Source organism: Streptomyces atriruber (assembly GCF_001418325.1).
Classification (GTDB): Bacteria; Actinomycetota; Actinomycetes; order Streptomycetales; family Streptomycetaceae; genus Streptomyces; species Streptomyces atriruber.
On the sequence record NZ_LIPN01000261.1, the window covers coordinates 26,364 to 42,669 of the forward strand.

The 16,306-nt window shown below is 69.6% G+C and carries 15 protein-coding genes; 9 read left to right on the forward strand and 6 right to left on the reverse strand.

Annotation, left to right across the window (positions count from 1 at the left end):
- Positions 1-128: 128 nt before the first annotated feature.
- Positions 129-728: a class I SAM-dependent methyltransferase gene (locus AOK03_RS25860; RefSeq protein ID WP_055567747.1), complete on the forward strand. Its 600-nt coding sequence runs from the start codon at positions 129-131 to the stop codon at positions 726-728.
- A gap of 118 nt (positions 729-846) precedes the next feature.
- Here AOK03_RS25860 and AOK03_RS25865 read toward each other — a convergent pair whose 3' ends face one another.
- Positions 847-1,602, reverse strand: coding sequence for an alpha/beta fold hydrolase (locus AOK03_RS25865; protein ID WP_055567748.1), 756 nt, complete (start codon positions 1,600-1,602; stop codon positions 847-849).
- Positions 1,603-1,738: 136 nt separating this feature from the next.
- Here AOK03_RS25865 and AOK03_RS25870 point away from each other — a divergent pair, with 136 nt between their 5' ends.
- Positions 1,739-2,272 (forward strand): PadR family transcriptional regulator, encoded by a 534-nt coding sequence (locus tag AOK03_RS25870; RefSeq protein ID WP_055567749.1) that lies wholly within the window; start codon positions 1,739-1,741, stop codon positions 2,270-2,272.
- On the opposite strand, the gene AOK03_RS25875 is transcribed toward AOK03_RS25870, so the two are convergent.
- Positions 2,249-3,154 (reverse strand): oxygenase MpaB family protein, encoded by a 906-nt coding sequence (locus AOK03_RS25875; RefSeq protein WP_055567750.1) that lies wholly within the window; start codon positions 3,152-3,154, stop codon positions 2,249-2,251. The genes AOK03_RS25870 and AOK03_RS25875 overlap by 24 nt on opposite strands.
- Positions 3,155-3,256: 102 nt before the next feature.
- Here AOK03_RS25875 and AOK03_RS25880 point away from each other — a divergent pair, with 102 nt between their 5' ends.
- Both AOK03_RS25880 and AOK03_RS25885 read left to right on the forward strand, forming a co-directional pair.
- The gene (locus AOK03_RS25880) at positions 3,257-3,562 is read left to right on the forward strand and encodes a hypothetical protein (protein ID WP_055567751.1); all 306 of its coding nucleotides are present in this window, start codon (positions 3,257-3,259) and stop codon (positions 3,560-3,562) included.
- Positions 3,563-3,690: 128 nt separating this feature from the next.
- Entirely contained in the window at positions 3,691-4,515 is an 825-nt protein-coding gene (locus tag AOK03_RS25885) for a hypothetical protein (RefSeq protein ID WP_055567752.1), read from the forward strand.
- An 86-nt stretch (positions 4,516-4,601) separates the two neighbouring features.
- On the opposite strand, the gene AOK03_RS25890 is transcribed toward AOK03_RS25885, so the two are convergent.
- Both AOK03_RS25890 and AOK03_RS25895 read right to left on the reverse strand, forming a co-directional pair.
- Positions 4,602-4,784, reverse strand: coding sequence for a hypothetical protein (locus tag AOK03_RS25890; protein WP_055567753.1), 183 nt, complete (start codon positions 4,782-4,784; stop codon positions 4,602-4,604).
- A gap of 165 nt (positions 4,785-4,949) precedes the next feature.
- Positions 4,950-6,002 carry a fatty acid desaturase family protein gene (locus AOK03_RS25895; protein ID WP_055567754.1) on the reverse strand — a complete coding sequence of 351 codons (1,053 nt, stop codon included), beginning with the start codon at positions 6,000-6,002 and terminating at the stop codon, positions 4,950-4,952.
- 247 nt (positions 6,003-6,249) lie between these two features.
- Here AOK03_RS25895 and AOK03_RS25900 point away from each other — a divergent pair, with 247 nt between their 5' ends.
- The 3 genes from AOK03_RS25900 (at position 6,250) to AOK03_RS25910 (ending at position 12,290) form a co-directional block, all read left to right on the forward strand.
- Positions 6,250-9,123 carry a DEAD/DEAH box helicase gene (locus AOK03_RS25900; protein WP_055567755.1) on the forward strand — a complete coding sequence of 958 codons (2,874 nt, stop codon included), beginning with the start codon at positions 6,250-6,252 and terminating at the stop codon, positions 9,121-9,123.
- Positions 9,120-10,439, forward strand: a complete 1,320-nt coding sequence (locus AOK03_RS25905) for an SWIM zinc finger family protein (RefSeq protein ID WP_055567756.1) — start codon at positions 9,120-9,122, stop codon at positions 10,437-10,439. Before AOK03_RS25900 ends, AOK03_RS25905 begins: the two co-directional genes overlap by 4 nt.
- Before the next feature lie 501 nt (positions 10,440-10,940).
- The gene (locus tag AOK03_RS25910; protein ID WP_055567757.1) at positions 10,941-12,290 is read left to right on the forward strand and encodes an esterase-like activity of phytase family protein; all 1,350 of its coding nucleotides are present in this window, start codon (positions 10,941-10,943) and stop codon (positions 12,288-12,290) included.
- A gap of 19 nt (positions 12,291-12,309) precedes the next feature.
- Here AOK03_RS25910 and AOK03_RS43555 read toward each other — a convergent pair whose 3' ends face one another.
- The gene (locus AOK03_RS43555) at positions 12,310-12,897 is read right to left on the reverse strand and encodes a hypothetical protein (protein ID WP_208609596.1); all 588 of its coding nucleotides are present in this window, start codon (positions 12,895-12,897) and stop codon (positions 12,310-12,312) included.
- Between the two features lie 294 nt (positions 12,898-13,191).
- A complete protein-coding gene (xylA, locus tag AOK03_RS25920) occupies positions 13,192-14,358 on the reverse strand; it encodes a xylose isomerase (protein ID WP_055567758.1) in 1,167 nt (388 codons plus the stop codon).
- A 123-nt stretch (positions 14,359-14,481) separates the two neighbouring features.
- On the opposite strand from xylA, the gene xylB reads away from it, so the two are divergent.
- Both xylB and AOK03_RS25930 read left to right on the forward strand, forming a co-directional pair.
- Entirely contained in the window at positions 14,482-15,942 is a 1,461-nt protein-coding gene (gene xylB, locus AOK03_RS25925) for a xylulokinase (protein ID WP_055567759.1), read from the forward strand.
- Positions 15,943-15,949: 7 nt separating this feature from the next.
- Positions 15,950-16,306, forward strand: a 357-nt coding sequence (locus tag AOK03_RS25930) for a MarR family transcriptional regulator (protein WP_157869082.1), incomplete at its 3' end; no start/stop codon positions are given.

Sequence of the window (16,306 nt, forward strand, 5' to 3'; positions counted from 1 at the left end):
AGGGCGCACGACGGGGGCGCATTTCGAAAGCTGCTGCAATGTGACAGAGAGACGGCCTTGAACGATCGCGTCACGCTCGAACGAGTGCACCCAACGCACGTGCGGCACTTTGCGGGATCATGGGTCGTATGAGCGACGATCACACGCAGGTCCAGGAGTTCTTCACGGCCCGCGCGGCCGACTGGGACACCCGTTTCCCCGATGACGGGCCGGCCTATCGGGCCGCCGTCGCCGAACTCGCCCTCAGCCCAGGCTCGGCCGTGCTCGACGCCGGGTGCGGAACGGGGCGGGCTCTGCCTGCGCTCAGGGACGCCGTGGGCCCTTCGGGCGTGGTGCTCGGCGCCGATCTCACACCGGCCATGCTGGAAGCCGCGACACGAGCGGGCAGAGGCCTTGACGGACAGCTCCTGCTCGCCGACGTGACCCGTCTGCCGGTGCGCACGGAGTCAATCGACGCCGTGTTCGGCGCCGGGCTGATTTCGCATCTGCCCGATCCCGCGGAGAACCTCAGGGAGTTGCGGCGGATCGTGCGCCCAGGAGGGCTGCTCGCGCTCTTCCACCCCATCGGCAGGGCTGCGCTCGCGGCGCGTCAGGGGCGGCAGATCACTCCGGACGACCTGAGGGCGGAGGCCAACCTCGGCCCGCTGCTCGCGGTGTCCGGCTGGCACATGACCTCGTACGTCGACGAGGACGCCCGCTTCCTCGCCCTGGCGGTACGCCAGGGCTGAGCCCACGCCCTTCGGTAGATGCAACGGACGCATCAGACGCACAAGACGTGACAGGCGCGACGGACGACAGCCGACCGACCGGGCAGGTCCGACCCACCGGGCAGGTCCGACCGGCCGGTCAGACGTGGTCGGCGATCGCGGCGACGAAAGCGTCCGCGTTGTCGAACATGACGTTGTGCCCCGCTCCCGGCACTGTCACCACGCGCACCCCAGACGCCACCAGTTCATCGCACCCGGCGAGGTCTCCGCTCGCAGCACCTTGCAAGTAGACGCGGTCGATCGGGAGTTCCATCAGCATCCGACGCATGGTCGGGCGAGTACCCGCGACGAGTCCGGCCGCGCTCCGATGGAGCGCGAGGGGGCCCGCGAGACGCATGGTGGCCGCCCAGGTGGCACCGATGTTCTCGAGCACGCGCGCGTAACCGCCCGCGACGAACTCCTCCTCCGTGTACGCGGCGATGCCGCTACTGCCCGCCGTGGCAGGAGGACGCGGATCGAGGTTGGCCTCCGTGAGGACCAGCCTCGCCACCAGCTCGGGGCGCCTGTACGCGAGCACGATGGACACAGAGCCGCCCATGCTGTGCGCGACGATCTCCGCCCCGACCACCCGGGCCTCGTCGAGGGCGGCGGCCAGTGCGTAGGCGTGGCTCTCCAGGGAGTAGGCGAAGTCGGCCGGCCGGTCGCTGAGTCCGTGTCCGGGTAGGTCCACGAACAGCGAGCGCCTGCCCGCCAGTTCCGGTCTGGCGGCTATGTGTGCGTGGTAGACGGTGGACGCCGCTCCGAGGCCGTGGACGTAGACCCGCGCCGGCCCGTCCCCGTCCACCTCGGTCCACCGCACACGGCTGCCTCGCGCATCGAACCGCGCCTCCTTCATCGCCGTACCTCGATTCCTCGTCGCGTCGTCCCTCTCGCCCGCCGTGAGCGGACTCCAGAGACAATACATCGGTGCCGATGTATTGCGCATACGTGGTACAGCGGGTGAGGAGTCGGGATACGGCAGAATGCAGCCCATGCTCGAACTGGCCATCCTCGGATTCCTCTACGACGACGCCCTGCACGGCTATGAACTGCGTAAGCGCATCACGGCGCTGACCGGGCACGTGCGCCCTGTCGCGGAGAGCACGCTGTATCCCGCCATCAAGCGGCTCGAAAAGGCCGGGCTGCTGGCCAGGGAGACCCAGCCCGGCGCCGTGGCCGCGCCGCGCCACGTCCTGACCCTGACTCCGGCCGGAAGGCAGGAGTTGCAGAAACGGCTCGCGGAACCGGCACGCGGGGACATCACCGACGAGAACCGCTGGTTCACGCTGCTCGCTTTCCTGCGCCACCTCGACGACGCAGGTGCGCAGGCCGCAGTGCTGCGGCGGCGTTTGGCCTTCCTGGAGGAGCCCGCGAGTTTCTTCTACGACGGCGAACGGCCCATGAGCGCAGAGGAGCTCGACGACCCCTTCCGGCGCGGGATCCTCACGATTGCCCGCGCGACGAGTCAGGCCGAACTCACGTGGCTGCGGGAGACCTTGGCGTCACTCGACGGGCGTCGCCGCTGACCGGCCCTTGTGCGGCACCGGGCACGCACGAACGCCCGGCGCGGGGAAGGAACCAAGCTCGGCGATCTCGTATCCGTCGGGGTAGCCCTTGATCTCCCGGTTCTGTCGTGCGTAGTGCGGCGTCCGGCGCGGTGGCATGAGGCGCACCGCGCGCCCCCGCAATCGCACCGCACCCCGAACCACAGATCGCGTGACGGCGTCCGGCTCGTCGTAACGGAACGCCCGCAGCAAAGGCTCGTCCAGCAGCGCGACGGTGGCCTTGCGCAGCATGGGCGCCAGCGGGCGCGGGTACCAGGAAGCCATCAGGTCCAGGGTCGCGTCGGACACGCTACGACCCCCTTGGTCCCAGTCGAAGTGGGCCTCTTCATAGTCATCGAGGCACTTCTCGAATTGTTCGTAGGACCCCGGAATCTCCTTGATGCCCATGTGCTGCCCGAGTGTGCGGTAGTACGCGGCAGCGGCGGACGATTCGTGACGCGAGAGCCTGCGCCAGCCATAGGTGTCGATCCACCGCTTCGGCACCACTACGAACGTGCACAGCACGTATCGCATGTCGTCATCGCTGATGTCGTAGCTGCGGTGCATCTGGTTGATGCGACGGATGGCGGTGCGGCCCTCGTCGCTGCCGAAACCGTGCTCCACGATGGTGTCGAGCAGAAGGGCCGTGTCGTCGTACCTCTTCTGCGTACGGTCCGTCAGCTCTGCTGTCTGCGCGAGCAGTCGACCGATGCTGGGCACCGCGTACGTGCGGTAGAGCGCGAGTTCGAGTGCGCGCGTATAGTCCCACGGAAACTCGAATGTCGTGGTGAGCCGGTAGATCTCGAGGAAGTCCCGCTCCGGATCGAGGCGCCTGATCTGCTCGAGCCGCTCGAAACGCTTCACCGCGCGGTCCCCCTTCTGTCACCGGAGCATTAACTCTACGTTGACGAACGGCAGATGCAGGGATCAACGGTGGTTGGCACGCACCGGGGGAAGGTAGACCGCATGTTTGACGCACTCCGAAAGTTCTGGCGAGCCGACAAGCCCCCAACGGTCACGGACGGGAACGCGAGCAGCCCCGACAAGCACGGGCGCCCCCACAACCTCTTCGAAGCGGCCGCCGTCTATGTGGCGGCGTGCGCAGAGGACGATCAACCCAAAATGGACGAAGCCAGGGAGTGGGTCTCTCCGGAGGCGCTGTCCTTCGGTGTCAATGAGCTCGCGTGCCGCGCTGTCATAGCCCTGGCACGTGAGCGCGACGAGTCACCACGGGATGTGGCCCGTTTGCTCCTCGGGCTGCCCGCCGCCTGAGCACGCTTCCGTTGCGTGCCCGTCACCCCGGGCGGTCCGCTGGTGAATTTCCTGGTCATCCCCCTCTCGACGATCTCTGGGGCCAGTGGTTAGGGTGCGCCGACGGATGAAGCGATGGGGAGGCTGGCATGGCCGGGACGGACGACGCTGTCGCCGCCGATGACGACGCGCTGTACGTACTCACGGCGGTGCTCCTGACGCCCGCGAAGTTCCCCAGCGTGCTGGGAGACGACTATCCGGAGGCCTGCGCGACGCTGGACCTGGCGCCGCTGGCCGCTGGGTACGGACTGGTGCTCGGCCAGGACGGCCAGGGCGCGCGCTGGACGGTCGTCGTCGACGATGTGTCGCTCGTGGCCGTGGCGATCGCCTCCTGGGACTGCGGCATGGAGTACGACCTGTCTCCCGATGAACGGACTGTGGTCGCCGCACTGCCCGGCTGGCCCCTCGCGGTCGCGGTGGCGGCGCCGGGAGTGCCCGCTCCGCACGATCCGGAGCCCGCCCCCGAGGACGCGAGCCGGACGCCGCTCGCTCCACCGGAGGCCGGCGCCTGGGGCCCGGCACAGCGGCGGCTGGGAGCGGACGAGATAGCGCTGCAGTGGGCGGCTTGGCGGGGGCAGATCGACGACGGCGACTTCGCGACGGACGGCACCCAGGAGGCACCCCCAACAGACGCCGGGGCAGCGCCCCTGACCGGCGTCAGGCGCGTCCTGGCGGAAGCCCGCGCCTATGTGGATACGCCGCCGCCCCTGGGCCGGGTGCGGTCGGCCTTCGCCTCGGGCGACGCACGCACCCTGCGGGCCGACGGCCCTGGCTGGTCACTGGTCGCCAGGACCGACGACATCGCATTCGTGCTGCTGGACGAGGCGCCGGGAGAAGTGCTTCCCGTGGGCCGCGGTCCCGAACTTCCCGCGCTCCTGGAGGCCCTCGACAAGATGGCGGTCCGTCCTTCCTGAGTCGGCCGACGGATCACCCGTCGTCCCCACCCGTCCGACCGGCCGCGTACCGACTTCAGGGCTCAGTGGCGCCCTGTCTCCTTGGCTCAGTGGCCTATCTCCTTGCGCGTGACGCGGCGCAGTCGGCGCCGCTGTCCCGAGTCGAGCGTGAGATAGGCCGCCGCGGGGACTCCGAGCACGATCAGGAGTGTGGCCCACCAGGGCAACCAGAACAGCAGAATGATTCCGGCTGCCACACCACCTGCGGCGATCTTCGCCTTCTTCGACATGTGCGTCGCCTCCTTCGCGGCGTGTGCCGCTCTCTGTCTTGGAAAACGGGGACTGCTCTCCCACGGTTCCTGGTCGCAACCCTGAGAGACCCCTGAGTCGCTACCCCTAATGGTCCCTGACCTGCTCGGCCTCGGCGCCGAGCTGCTCGACCAGGGGCCTCCGGCCTACTCGACCCGGAGCGGCTCACCGACTTCGTACATGTGCCGCAGCACCTGCCGGTAGGAATCGACGAATCCGGCCTCTGTGTAGGACATGCCCACAGCCGCGCAGTGGGCGCGCACGACAGGCTGGGCGAGCCGCAGGTGGGGCCGGGGCATGCTGGGAAACAGATGGTGCTCGATCTGGTAGTTGAGCCCGCCGAGGAACCAGTCGGTCGCCGGGCCGCCGCGGATGTTGCGAGAGGTGAGCACCTGGCGCTGCAGGTGTCCCCATCGCTCGCCGTTCGGATCCGGCATTTCCATGCCCTTGTGGTTGGGCGCGAAGGCCAGGCCGAGGTGCAGGCCGAACAGCGCTTGGTGGATCGCGGCGAAGGCGATTGCATGCCCGAGGGGCATGGCCACGAGGAGCAGCGTCGTGTAACCGGCGAGGTGGGCCACCAGCAAAAGGCCTTCGACGACGCGCTCGCGCGGGGCCTGGCGCCGCAGATCCTGAAAGCCGTAGATCTTCATGGCGACGCCCTGGAGGAGCGTCAGCGGGAAGAAGAGCCAGGACTGGTTGCGGGTGAGCCAACGTCGGAAGCCGACCCGGACCTTGGCCTGCCTACTGGTCCACACCAGGACGTTCGCGGCGACGTCGGGGTCCTTGTCGACGTGGTTGGGGTTGGCGTGGTGCCTGTTGTGTTTGTCGTTCCACCAGGCCGAGCTCATACCGAGCAGGAGATTGCCGTGCACGAGGCCGATGGCGCGGCCGACGAACCGGTTCGCCGTTATCTGCGAATGGCCCGCGTCATGACCGATGAAGGCCGTGCGGGCGCACAGGACGGACAGCACCGGGGCAAGCAGCAACACCCACCACGAGGTGCCCAGAAGGAACATCCCCACGCCCACAGCCGCCAGCGCGAAGGCATTGACCGTGATGGTTCGCGTATACCAACCGATGCGCCGCTCCAGGAGGCCCTGCCCCTTGACCGTGCGCAGCAGAGGGGCGAAATCACTTCCGGCACTCGGTTTGCCAGTGCTGGACGGGGAGCGTTCCGCTACTGCGGCGGCCTGGGACATGGTGGGTCTCCGGTCTTCATGACGACGGGCTGACCTGATAGAACGTACGGATCAGTGACCTTCGGCAACCATGGCGGCACCACCCGTGTCCGACCGGGTGCCAGCACCGCCCGACAGGGGGGCTGGCTCCACCCCCCGAGGTGAAGTGACCCGGATCACCACCGATTCACTCCCGCAGAACCCTCACCGTGCTGTACTCTCGGCCGCTCCGGTCTCAGTAGTCAAATTTGAGGAATGCGCCATCGCTGTGCACAGACTCCCTGTCGTGTCCCCCTCCGAGATCTCCGAACTGTCGCGCTGTTCCGTTCTCTTCGTGCCTGCTGACCCGCCGCGTGACGGACGTGTCGCCTTCTGGCGCACCGACGGCACCGAGCCCCCCGACACAGCTGCGGGTGAGCACGAAGAGCTGGCCCTCGTCGTGCCTGGGGAGGAGGGTGTCGAACTCGCGACCGTGCCGGCAGTGCTGATCCCCGTCCGCGCCGCTCTGCCGGTCCTCACGCGCGGGCGTGCCGCTACGGAGACGCATCCGACGGGTGTCTTCTGGGGTACGGCAGGGGTATTGGCCCTGCAATTGGCGGCTCGCGGCCTGCTGTTGCCGGGACTTACCGTGAGCGATCACGATGCGTGGCGTACCGGCCCGCTGACCTCCGGGGACCTGCAACGGCTGCGGGAGCTTGCCGCGGCGATGCCGCCTGCCGCTCACGCACTGCCGCTGGACGACAACCTGCCACTGCGGCTGCCCGAGCCCGAGCGTTTGCTGCGTCAATTCCTCGACGCCGTGGCCGACACGCTCCCCCGCTCCCCCGCCGCGCCACTGGCCTCGGGCGGACCTGTCTTCGCCGCTCCTGAGCCCCAGCACGTGCCGGAGCAGCGTGCCTGGGCGCTGGACGTCGCCGCTGGACACGACGCCGGGGTGCGGATCTCGCTGCGTCTGGAGATTCCCGGCCTCGCGACGGTCGCCGATGACGGCACGCGACTGCCGTTCCGTGCCGTACTGCAGTTGCACAGTGTCAGCGATCCCTCGCTCGTCGCGGATGCCGCCGAGGTGTGGGCCGGTGCCTCGGGCCAGGCGTTCGGGCCCCGTGCACGCATGGATGCCCTGCTCGCACTGCGTCGTGCCACGCGCGCGTGGCCGCCGCTGGCCCCACTGCTGTCGGCCACCGTCCCCGACGCGATCGAGCTGGCCGACGAGGACGTCACCGCGCTCCTCGGCGAGGGCGCCCGCTTGCTGGCGGCCGCTGGCGTCGATGTGCACTGGCCCAAGGAGCTGGCGCGCAATCTCACCGCACACGCGGTCATCGGCCCGACGGACGACGACAGCGAGAACGACCACAAGGGCCCGCACAAGCTCTCCTCTGGCACGCCGTCCTTCCTCTCGGCCGACGCCCTCCTCGCCTTCAACTGGCGTTTTGCGTTGGGTGATCAGCAGCTCACCCGGGCAGAGCTGGACCGGCTCGCGGAGTCGAACCGTCCGGTGGTGCGGCTGCGCGACCAGTGGGTGCTGGTCGACCCCTCGGAGATCCGGCGCGCCCGCGCACAGCAGGATCACAAGGTCACCCCTATCGACGCCCTCGGCGCCGCGCTGACCGGCACGGCCGAGGTCGGGGGGCAGCGAGTCGACGTACAGCCGACGGGCTGGCTCGCCACCTTGCGCGAGCGGCTGGCCGACCCGGAGGGGATGGAGCCCGTCGGGCAACCCGAGGCCCTGGCGGCAGAGTTGCGCGACTACCAGCTGCGCGGCCTGAACTGGTTGGCGCGGATGACGTCGCTCGGCCTCGGTGGCTGTCTCGCCGACGACATGGGGCTCGGCAAGACGATCACACTGATCTCCTTGCATCTGCACCGCCAGACCCAGGAGGAGTCGGCCGGGCCCACGCTGGTGGTCTGCCCGACATCACTGATGGGCAACTGGCAGCGTGAGGTCGAGAAGTTCGCGCCGGGCACGCGCGTACGTCGCTTCCACGGCTCCCAGCGCAACCTAGAGGACCTGGTGGACGGCGAGTTCGTCCTCACCACCTACGGCACGATGCGGCTCGACGCGGAGAGGCTCGGTCAGACCTCCTGGGGCATGGTCGTTGCCGACGAAGCACAACACGTCAAGAATCCGTACTCGGCGACAGCCAAACAGCTGCGCACCATCGGCACACGCGCGCGCGTGGCGCTCACCGGCACGCCTGTGGAGAACAACCTCTCCGAGCTGTGGGCCATCCTCGACTGGACGACGCCTGGCCTGCTCGGCCGGCTCGGCACCTTCCGTACGCGGTACGCCCAAGCCGTTGAGGGCGGCACGGATCCCGCCGCTGCCGAGCGGCTCGGACAGCTCGTGCGACCGTTCCTGTTGCGACGCCGCAAGTCGGATCCGGGGATCGCGCCCGAGCTGCCGCCGAAGACGGAGACCGACCGCGCCGTCTCGCTCAGCGCGGAGCAAGCGGGCCTCTACGAAGCAGTCGTGCGGGAGACGCTCGCGGACATCTCCGGCTCCGACGGAATCGCGCGCAGGGGCCTGATCGTCAAGCTCCTCACCGGGCTCAAGCAGATCTGCAACCACCCCGCGCAGTACCTCAAGGAGGACGAGCCCCGGATCCCTGGCCGCTCCGGAAAGCTGGAGTTGCTCGACGAGTTGCTCGACACGATCCTCGCCGAGGACTCGAGCGTGCTCGTCTTCACGCAGTACGTTCAGATGGCGCGCCTCATTGAGCAGCATCTGTCGGCGCGTGGGGTTCCCTCGCAGTTCCTGCACGGGGGGACCCCTGTGGCGCAGCGGGAAGCCATGGTGCAGCGCTTCCAGGACGGCGACGTGCCCGTCTTCCTGTTGTCACTCAAGGCCGCAGGCACGGGCTTGAACCTGACCCGCGCCGAGCACGTCGTGCACTACGACCGCTGGTGGAACCCCGCTGTCGAGGCGCAGGCAACCGACCGTGCGTACCGCATCGGGCAGACACAGCCGGTGCAGGTGCACCGGCTCATCGCGGAGGGGACGATCGAGGACCGGATCGCCGACATGCTGCTTCGGAAGCGGGAGTTGGCGGACGCAGTCCTCGGGTCGGGCGAGGCAGCTCTCACCGAGCTGACCGATGCCGAACTGTCGGATCTGGTGGAGCTGCGAGGGGGCACGCGATGAGTGAATTCCACGACGAGACGTACGAACACGCGGACAACGCGCACGGGGGCGCGCAGGAGCAGGAACGCACGTTCGCGGCGTTGCCGCCCGCACACGGACGGGGATTCGCTCAGAGCTGGTGGGGCCAGGCCTGGTTGAAGGCCCTTGAGGACACCGCTCTGGACCTGCAGCAGCTGAAGTCCGGCCGCAGGCTCGCGCGCGCGGGTGCGGTGGGCGCGGTCTCCGTACGCCCCGGGCGCATCACGGCAGTGGTCAAGGACCGGGACGGCACACCGCACCGTTCCGATGTCCTGCTGCAGGAGCTGAGCCCGGAGGCATGGGACCGCTTCTTGGACATGGCCATCGAGCGGGCCGGGCACATCGCCGCGCTCCTGGACCGCGACATGCCACCGCACTTGGTGGAGGATTCCGCGGCGGCGGGCGTCGAACTGCTGCCCGGCATCGGCGATCTGGAGCCCGAGTGCGACTGTGAGGCATGGGACCACTGCGGGCACACGGCCGCGCTCTGCTACCAGGTGGCACGTCTCCTCGATGAGGACCCTTTCGTGCTGCTGCTGATGCGGGGGCGCGGAGAGCGGATGCTCCTCGACGAGTTGCAGGAACGCAGCGCTTCGAGGGCTGACACGCCAGAGGCCCTGGAGGGCACCCAGGAGGGCGGTCCAGCGGGTGTCGACGCAGCGGAGGCCTACGCAGACGGCGCGATCCTCCCGCCGCTGCCTGCCCTCCCTCCGCTGCCCGCGGAACCCGGTCTGCCGCCGACGCTCGACACGGACGCTGAACCCGCTCCGGGGCTAGACGTGCAGGCGGTCGAGTTCCTGGCCGCGCAGGCCGCCGTCGAGGCGTACCGGATACTCGCCGACGCGCTCGCTCCCGGTCACGAACACTGCCCTGTCGAGGACGAGTTGACCGGCAGCGAGGACGCTGTGCGGCTGGCCGCCGCGCAGCCCGGAACCGCAGTCGAAGCACGGCTCGCGGTGGCATCGGAGCGTGGTCACGACGGCCTCGCTCTTGCCGTCCGGGCCTGGAGGTACGGGGGCCGGGCCGCGCTCCACGTCCTCGAAGAGGTATGGACGCCGAAGGAGGAAGTGCTGGCACGCGCGCGTGCCGCACTGGACACGGCCTGGGAAGCGGACGAGCAGCCCCAGCTGCGCGCAGCCCGCAACCGCTGGACCGTGGTCGGCTCCGATGTGCAGCTCCGCCACGGACACGACGGCCGCTGGTGGCCCTACCGGAAGGAACACGGCCGTTGGGCTCCCGCAGGGCCCGCGGCCCACGACCCTGCGACGGCGTTGGCCGTGGCGAGCGGAAGCGAGTGACAGAGCCTGTCTGTCCCGTGTCCCGTAGAGATGTGGGACATCATCCCGAAGAGTGACGCAGCCAGTGATCACGAAGATCGAGCAGGTCTGCACGGTGGTGACGGCTGGCCCCGGCCAGCGCTCACCGGCGCGTTCCCGTCCGGTCCACGCGCGCCGGGAACACCGGCGCGTGCACTCCCTCAGCCCGGTGATTGAGCGCGGACAAGCCGTCCACGATCGTGGGTCACGTCGGTTCAGGGAGGTCCGACACAGGCCTTCCCGAGCTCACCAGCGGGGACATCGGGTTCGTCAGCTCTGCTCGCGTGACCGATCTGAAGGGGGTTGACCGGGGCGCTGCGCCCGCACGGGTACTGATGGACCGGTAGTCGCCGGCGGCGCCTCCTGCCCCTCGCAGGAGGCGCCGTCGGCACGTCTCCCGCAGTTCACCAAGAGGTCCCCTCACGTTCGTGGCGGCGGCGAAGTCTGACCGCTGTCAACGCATCCGTGCACCAGGAGGCCCCGATGTCCCCGCACGCCGCCCGTAGGGGCCGTGTCCGCCGCTCTGCAGCCGTTGGTCTGCCGCTCGCCCTGATCGCCGCTCTTGCGGTGGCCGGCACCGCGACAGGCCGCACGACCGGCGGACACGGCGAGGCGCGGGTCACCTCAACCGCGACTCTCGGCGACGTTCCGCTCGGCACCTTCAGCAACGCGCTGCTTCCGGGCACGGTGAAGAACGACCGTGGTGTCGATCTCGGTGGCATCGGCAGCGACCTCTACCCGGCGGGCCGCAAGGGTGAGTTCTGGACGGTGACCGACCGAGGGCCCAACGGGCAGATCAAGGTGGACGGCAAGAAGCGCCGCACCTTCCCGGTCCCCGGCTTCGACCCGGCGATCGTGAAGATCCGGGTCCGTGGGGACAAGGTCAAGGTCCTCTCCGCGCTGCCGCTCACGACCTCGTCCGGGAAGCCGGTCACCGGCCTGCCGAACCAGGAAGGGCGCGACGAGGCGCCGTACTCGTACGACGCGAAAACCCCCCTCTCGTACAACCCGAACGGGCTCGACACGGAGGGGCTCGTGCGTGCCCCGGACGGCTCCTTCTGGCTGGTCGACGAGTACGGGCCGTCCCTGATCCACGTCTCCGCGCGCGGGAAGGTCATCAAGCGCTACGTTCCGCGCGGGCTGAAGCTGCGCGGCGCCGACTACCCGGTCGTCGAGACGCTGCCGGGCGTCCTTCTGCACCGCAAGACGAACCGCGGCTTCGAAGGGCTGACCCAACTCCCCGGCGGGGAACTCGTGATGGCCGTGCAGAGCCCGCTCGCTCTGCCCGACGAGGACGCGGGCGACGCTTCGCGCACCTCGAGGCTGCTGCGCTTCTCGCCGAAGAAGCAGGCCGTCACCGCCGAGTACGCCTACCGGTTCGACCCCGTGGGCGTCGTCGACCCCGGAGAGGAGGACACCTCCGAACTCAAGATCTCGTCCGTTGTCGCCATCGGGCGCGACAAGCTCCTCGTCCAGGAACGCACCGACAAGGCCGCCCGCCTCCAGGCCGTCACACTGGATCGCAAGGCGAACATCCTGGGCGGCAAGTGGGACAAGAGCGCGACACGGCCCTCCTTGGAGGAGCTCGACGACCCCGCCGCCTCCGGAGTGCCCGTCCTCGACAAGCGACTGGTGGTCGACCTGAACACCATCGACGGCGTGCCCGACAAGATCGAGGGCGTCGCCCGGGTCGACGGTCGCACTCTGGCCCTCATCAACGACAACGACTTCGGGATGAGCGACGGGCCTGCGGCCTTCGACAAGGACGGCCGACTGGTGGACAGCGGCACGGAGACCACGGTGACGTACGTACGACTCCCTCGGAAGTACTGACTTCGGAGAGGCCGAACGGTCAGGACAACGGCTTGGTGAGCTTGTGCTTGCCCGGTCCGCTGTCCCCTGCCAGGCTGCACGCGACGTTGTCGATACCGACCTTGTAGCCCGTGGCATCCGGGTACTGCACCAGTGTTCCTCGGACCGTTCCGGACGGCTGGCTGCGCGCCTTGCGTTCCAGCGGCCGGTCGCAGAGCGCGGCCGCCGCCCGTTTCAGGGCCGCGTCGGTCGTGTAGGAGCCGTTCAGTTCGGCGAACTCGACGACTTCGGCGTCGTGCGGGGCGTCGCACGACCTCTTCGCGGCCTGCCCCGGCTCGCTGCTGTCGACGTCGAAGCAGTCACCTGTCTTCAACAGGTAGTACGGGACCTGCTCATCGGCCGGCGAGGGCACGGCGGAGCCGAGGTCAGTCGGGAAGCCCGTGGGCAAGGTCGGGAAATCGGTGGGCAACGACGGGACACCGCTCGGCAAACCGGTGGGCAGCTCGCTCGGGATCTGGGACGGGATGCTCAAGGAAGGCGTGGGTTCGCGTGTCGTGCTCCTGCTGGACTCGGTTGGTTCCTTCTTGTCGTCGCCGTTGCCGTCGCCGCCGGTGACCACCAGAACCACCGCGGCAACGGCCCCCACGGCCACGATGACCGCGAGCAGGACGAACAGACCGGTGCGCCGCCCTGGCGGCCCACCAGGAGGCGGACCCGGCTGCCAGCCCCCGTTCCCCGGAGGCGGCCCGTAGCCGCCGGGCGGGGGCCCGAACCCGCCTCCGCCGGGCGGCGGACCGCTGGGCGGCGGTGGAGGCGGCTGCGGCGGTACGGGCGGCATGGCCATACCATCAAGAGTCGCCTCGAACCGGTCACATGGCGACCCCCCTGCGCGAGTTGAACGAAGCCGGAGCCGGAAAGGCGCTCAGCCCCGAGCTGCCAGGAGATGATCCATGGCCAGCTGGTCGAGGCGCTCGAAGGCCATCCCGCGTGCCGCGGCCTCCGCCACGTCGAACGCCTCGTAGGCGCTCCTGTCGGCGAGCAGGCCGGCGAGCCCGTCATCCGCCGTGGGGACGGCCAGCTCGTCCAGGCGCGCGGCACGCAGCGCCTCGCGCACCTCGGGATCGGCCCGGAAGGCGGCCGAGCGCTCGCGCAGGATCAGGTAGTTGCGCATGCACCCCGCAGCCGACGCCCACACTCCCTCGAAGTCCTCGGTGCGCGGCGGCTTGAAGTCGAAGTGCCTCGGACCCTCGTAACCACCCCTCTCCAGGAGGTCCACCAGCCAGAAGGCGCTGCGCAGGTCCCCCGCCCCGAACCGCAGGTCCTGGTCGTACTTGATGCCGGTCTGGCCATTGAGATCGATGTGGAAGAGCTTGCCCGTCCACAACGCCTGCGCGATGGAGTGCGGGAAATTCAGGCCCGCCATCTGTTCGTGCCCCACCTCGGGGTTGACGCCGAACAGTTCGGGGCGCTCCAGGCGCTCGATGAACGCGAGGGCGTGGCCGACGGTGGGCAGCAGGATGTCGCCGCGCGGCTCGTTCGGCTTTGGCTCGATCGCGAAACGCAGGTCGTAGCCTTGCGTGGTCACGTACTCGCCGAGCAGGTCGAAGGCCTCCTTCATGCGGTCGAGCGCATCGGTCACGTCCTTCGCCGCGCCGGACTCCGCCCCCTCCCTGCCGCCCCACGCCACATAGGTGCGGGCGCCCAGTTCTGCCGCGAGGTCGATGTTGCGAATCGTCTTCCTCAGCGCGTAGCGCCGCACGTCGCGGTCGTTGGCGGTGAACCCCCCGTCCTTGAAGACGGGGTGCGTGAAGAGGTTCGTGGTGGCCATCGGCACGACCAGTCCCGTCGCGTCCAGCGCCTGCCGGAAACGCTTGATGTGCCCCTCCCGTTCCGAGTCGGAGGACCCGAAGGGGATCAGGTCGTCGTCGTGGAACGTCACTCCGTAGGCGCCCAGTTCGGCGAGGTGCCGCACGGAGTCGGCAGGGTCGAGCGCGGCCCGGGTGGCCTCTCCGAACGGGTCCCGGCCCTGCCAGCCGACGGTCCACAGGCCGAAGCTGAACTTGTCCTCAGTGGTGGGCTGGTAGTTCATGTGCGACTCCCTCACCTATTTCGTCATGGCACTTTACAAATTAGTATCCGAGGGCGCTGCTGGGAAGGTCGAGGAGTGAACTCCGGAGCGCACCCGGGGACAGCCGCAGGAACGGAGACCGTGATGTCATCAGCACCCACTGCCCAGGGGCCCCTCGTCGTCGGGGTGGACAGCTCCACCCAGTCCACCAAGGTTCTGGTCGTCGACTCGGCCACCGGCCGGGTCGTCGCACGTGGGCAGGCTCCGCACCACGTCAGCACCGGTGAGCACCGCGAGAGCGACCCCCAGGAGTGGTGGGACGCTCTGCGCACGGCCCTCGAACAGTGCGGCCCTTCGGCCCGGGAGGCCGCCGCCGTGTCCATCGGTGGGCAGCAGCACGGACTCGTCACCCTCGGCAAGGACGGCAACCCGGTACGGCCGGCGCTGCTCTGGAACGACGTGCGGTCGGCCCCGCAGGCCCAGAGCCTCGTGGAGCGGCTCGGCGGCCCCAAAGTGTGGGCCGATCGGGTCGGGAGCGTTCCGGGGCCCTCCTTCACGGTGACGAAATGGGCCTGGCTCGCCGAGAACGAGCCCGCCTCGGCCCGCGCCACGACGGCCGTGCGCCTGCCGCACGACTACCTCACGGAACGACTGACCGGCCTCGGCGCCACCGACCGCGGCGACGTCTCCGGAACGGGCTGGTGGGCATCAGGATCGGAGCAGTACGACGAAGGCATTCTCGACATGGTGGGGCTCGACCCGGCCCTGCTGCCCCGCGTGGCACGCCCCGGAGAGATCGTCGGAACGGTCCGGGACGGCGATGAACTGCCCTTCTCCAAGGGCACGCTGGTCGCCCCCGGAACCGGCGACAATGCGGCGGCCGCCTTGGGGCTCGGGCTGCGTCCCGGCTCACCGGTGTTGAGCCTTGGCACGTCGGGCACGGTGTACGCCGTCTCGGAGCGCCGCCCCGCGGACCCGACCGGCACAGTCGCGGGCTTCGCCGACGCGCGCGGCGCATGGCTGCCGCTGGCCTGCACCCTGAACTGCACACAGGCCGTCGACCGAGTGGCCGCGCTGCTCCACCTGGAGCGTGAGGCGGTGGAACCGGGCGGCTCGGTCACGCTCCTGCCCTACCTGGACGGTGAGCGCACGCCGAACCTGCCGCGCTCCTCCGGAGTACTGCACGGCCTGCGCCACGACACGACGCCCGGGCAGTTGCTGCAGGCCGCGTACGACGGAGCCGTGCACTCCCTGCTCGGCGCCCTCGACGTGGTCCTGGATCCGGACGCCGACCGCTCGTCCCCACTGCTGCTCATCGGAGGCGGGGCACGGGGCAAGGCCTGGCAGCATACGGTGCGGCGCCTTTCGGGACGTCCCGTGCAGGTGCCCGAAGCCCAGGAGCTGGTGGCACTCGGCGCCGCGGCGCAGGCAGCCGGCCTGCTGACCGGGGAGGACCCGAGCGCCATCGCGAGGCGTTGGGACACTGCTCGGGGGCCAGTACTCGACCCCGTGGAACGCGACGAGGCGGCACTGTCCAGGATCTCCGGGGTACTCTCCGACGCGGCGCCGCTCCTGGACAGGGGCCCCATGGGGAGTGAGGACTGACCGAGGAATGACCGCACCGCAGCACGACGAGCGACGGGGAACATCCGGCGCGCGGCTGCCCGACACCCAGCAGGGCATGCGCCGCCGCAATCTGTCCCGGGTGATGCACGCCGTGGCCACGCACGGCCCGCTGTCCCGCGCTGCGGTGGCCTCTCGCATCGGGCTGACGCGGGCTGCCGTCTCCACGTTGGTGGACGAGTTGATCCGTGCCGGGCTTCTGGACGAGCTGGGGCCGGAGCGTCCGGGGCGGGTGGGCCGCCCGGGGTCGGCCCTGGCCGTCAGCGCGCTGGGGCCCGTCGGAGTCGGTGCCGAGGTGGGGGTCGACCATCTCTCGGTGTGCGCGGTCGATCTGCGGGGGGAGATC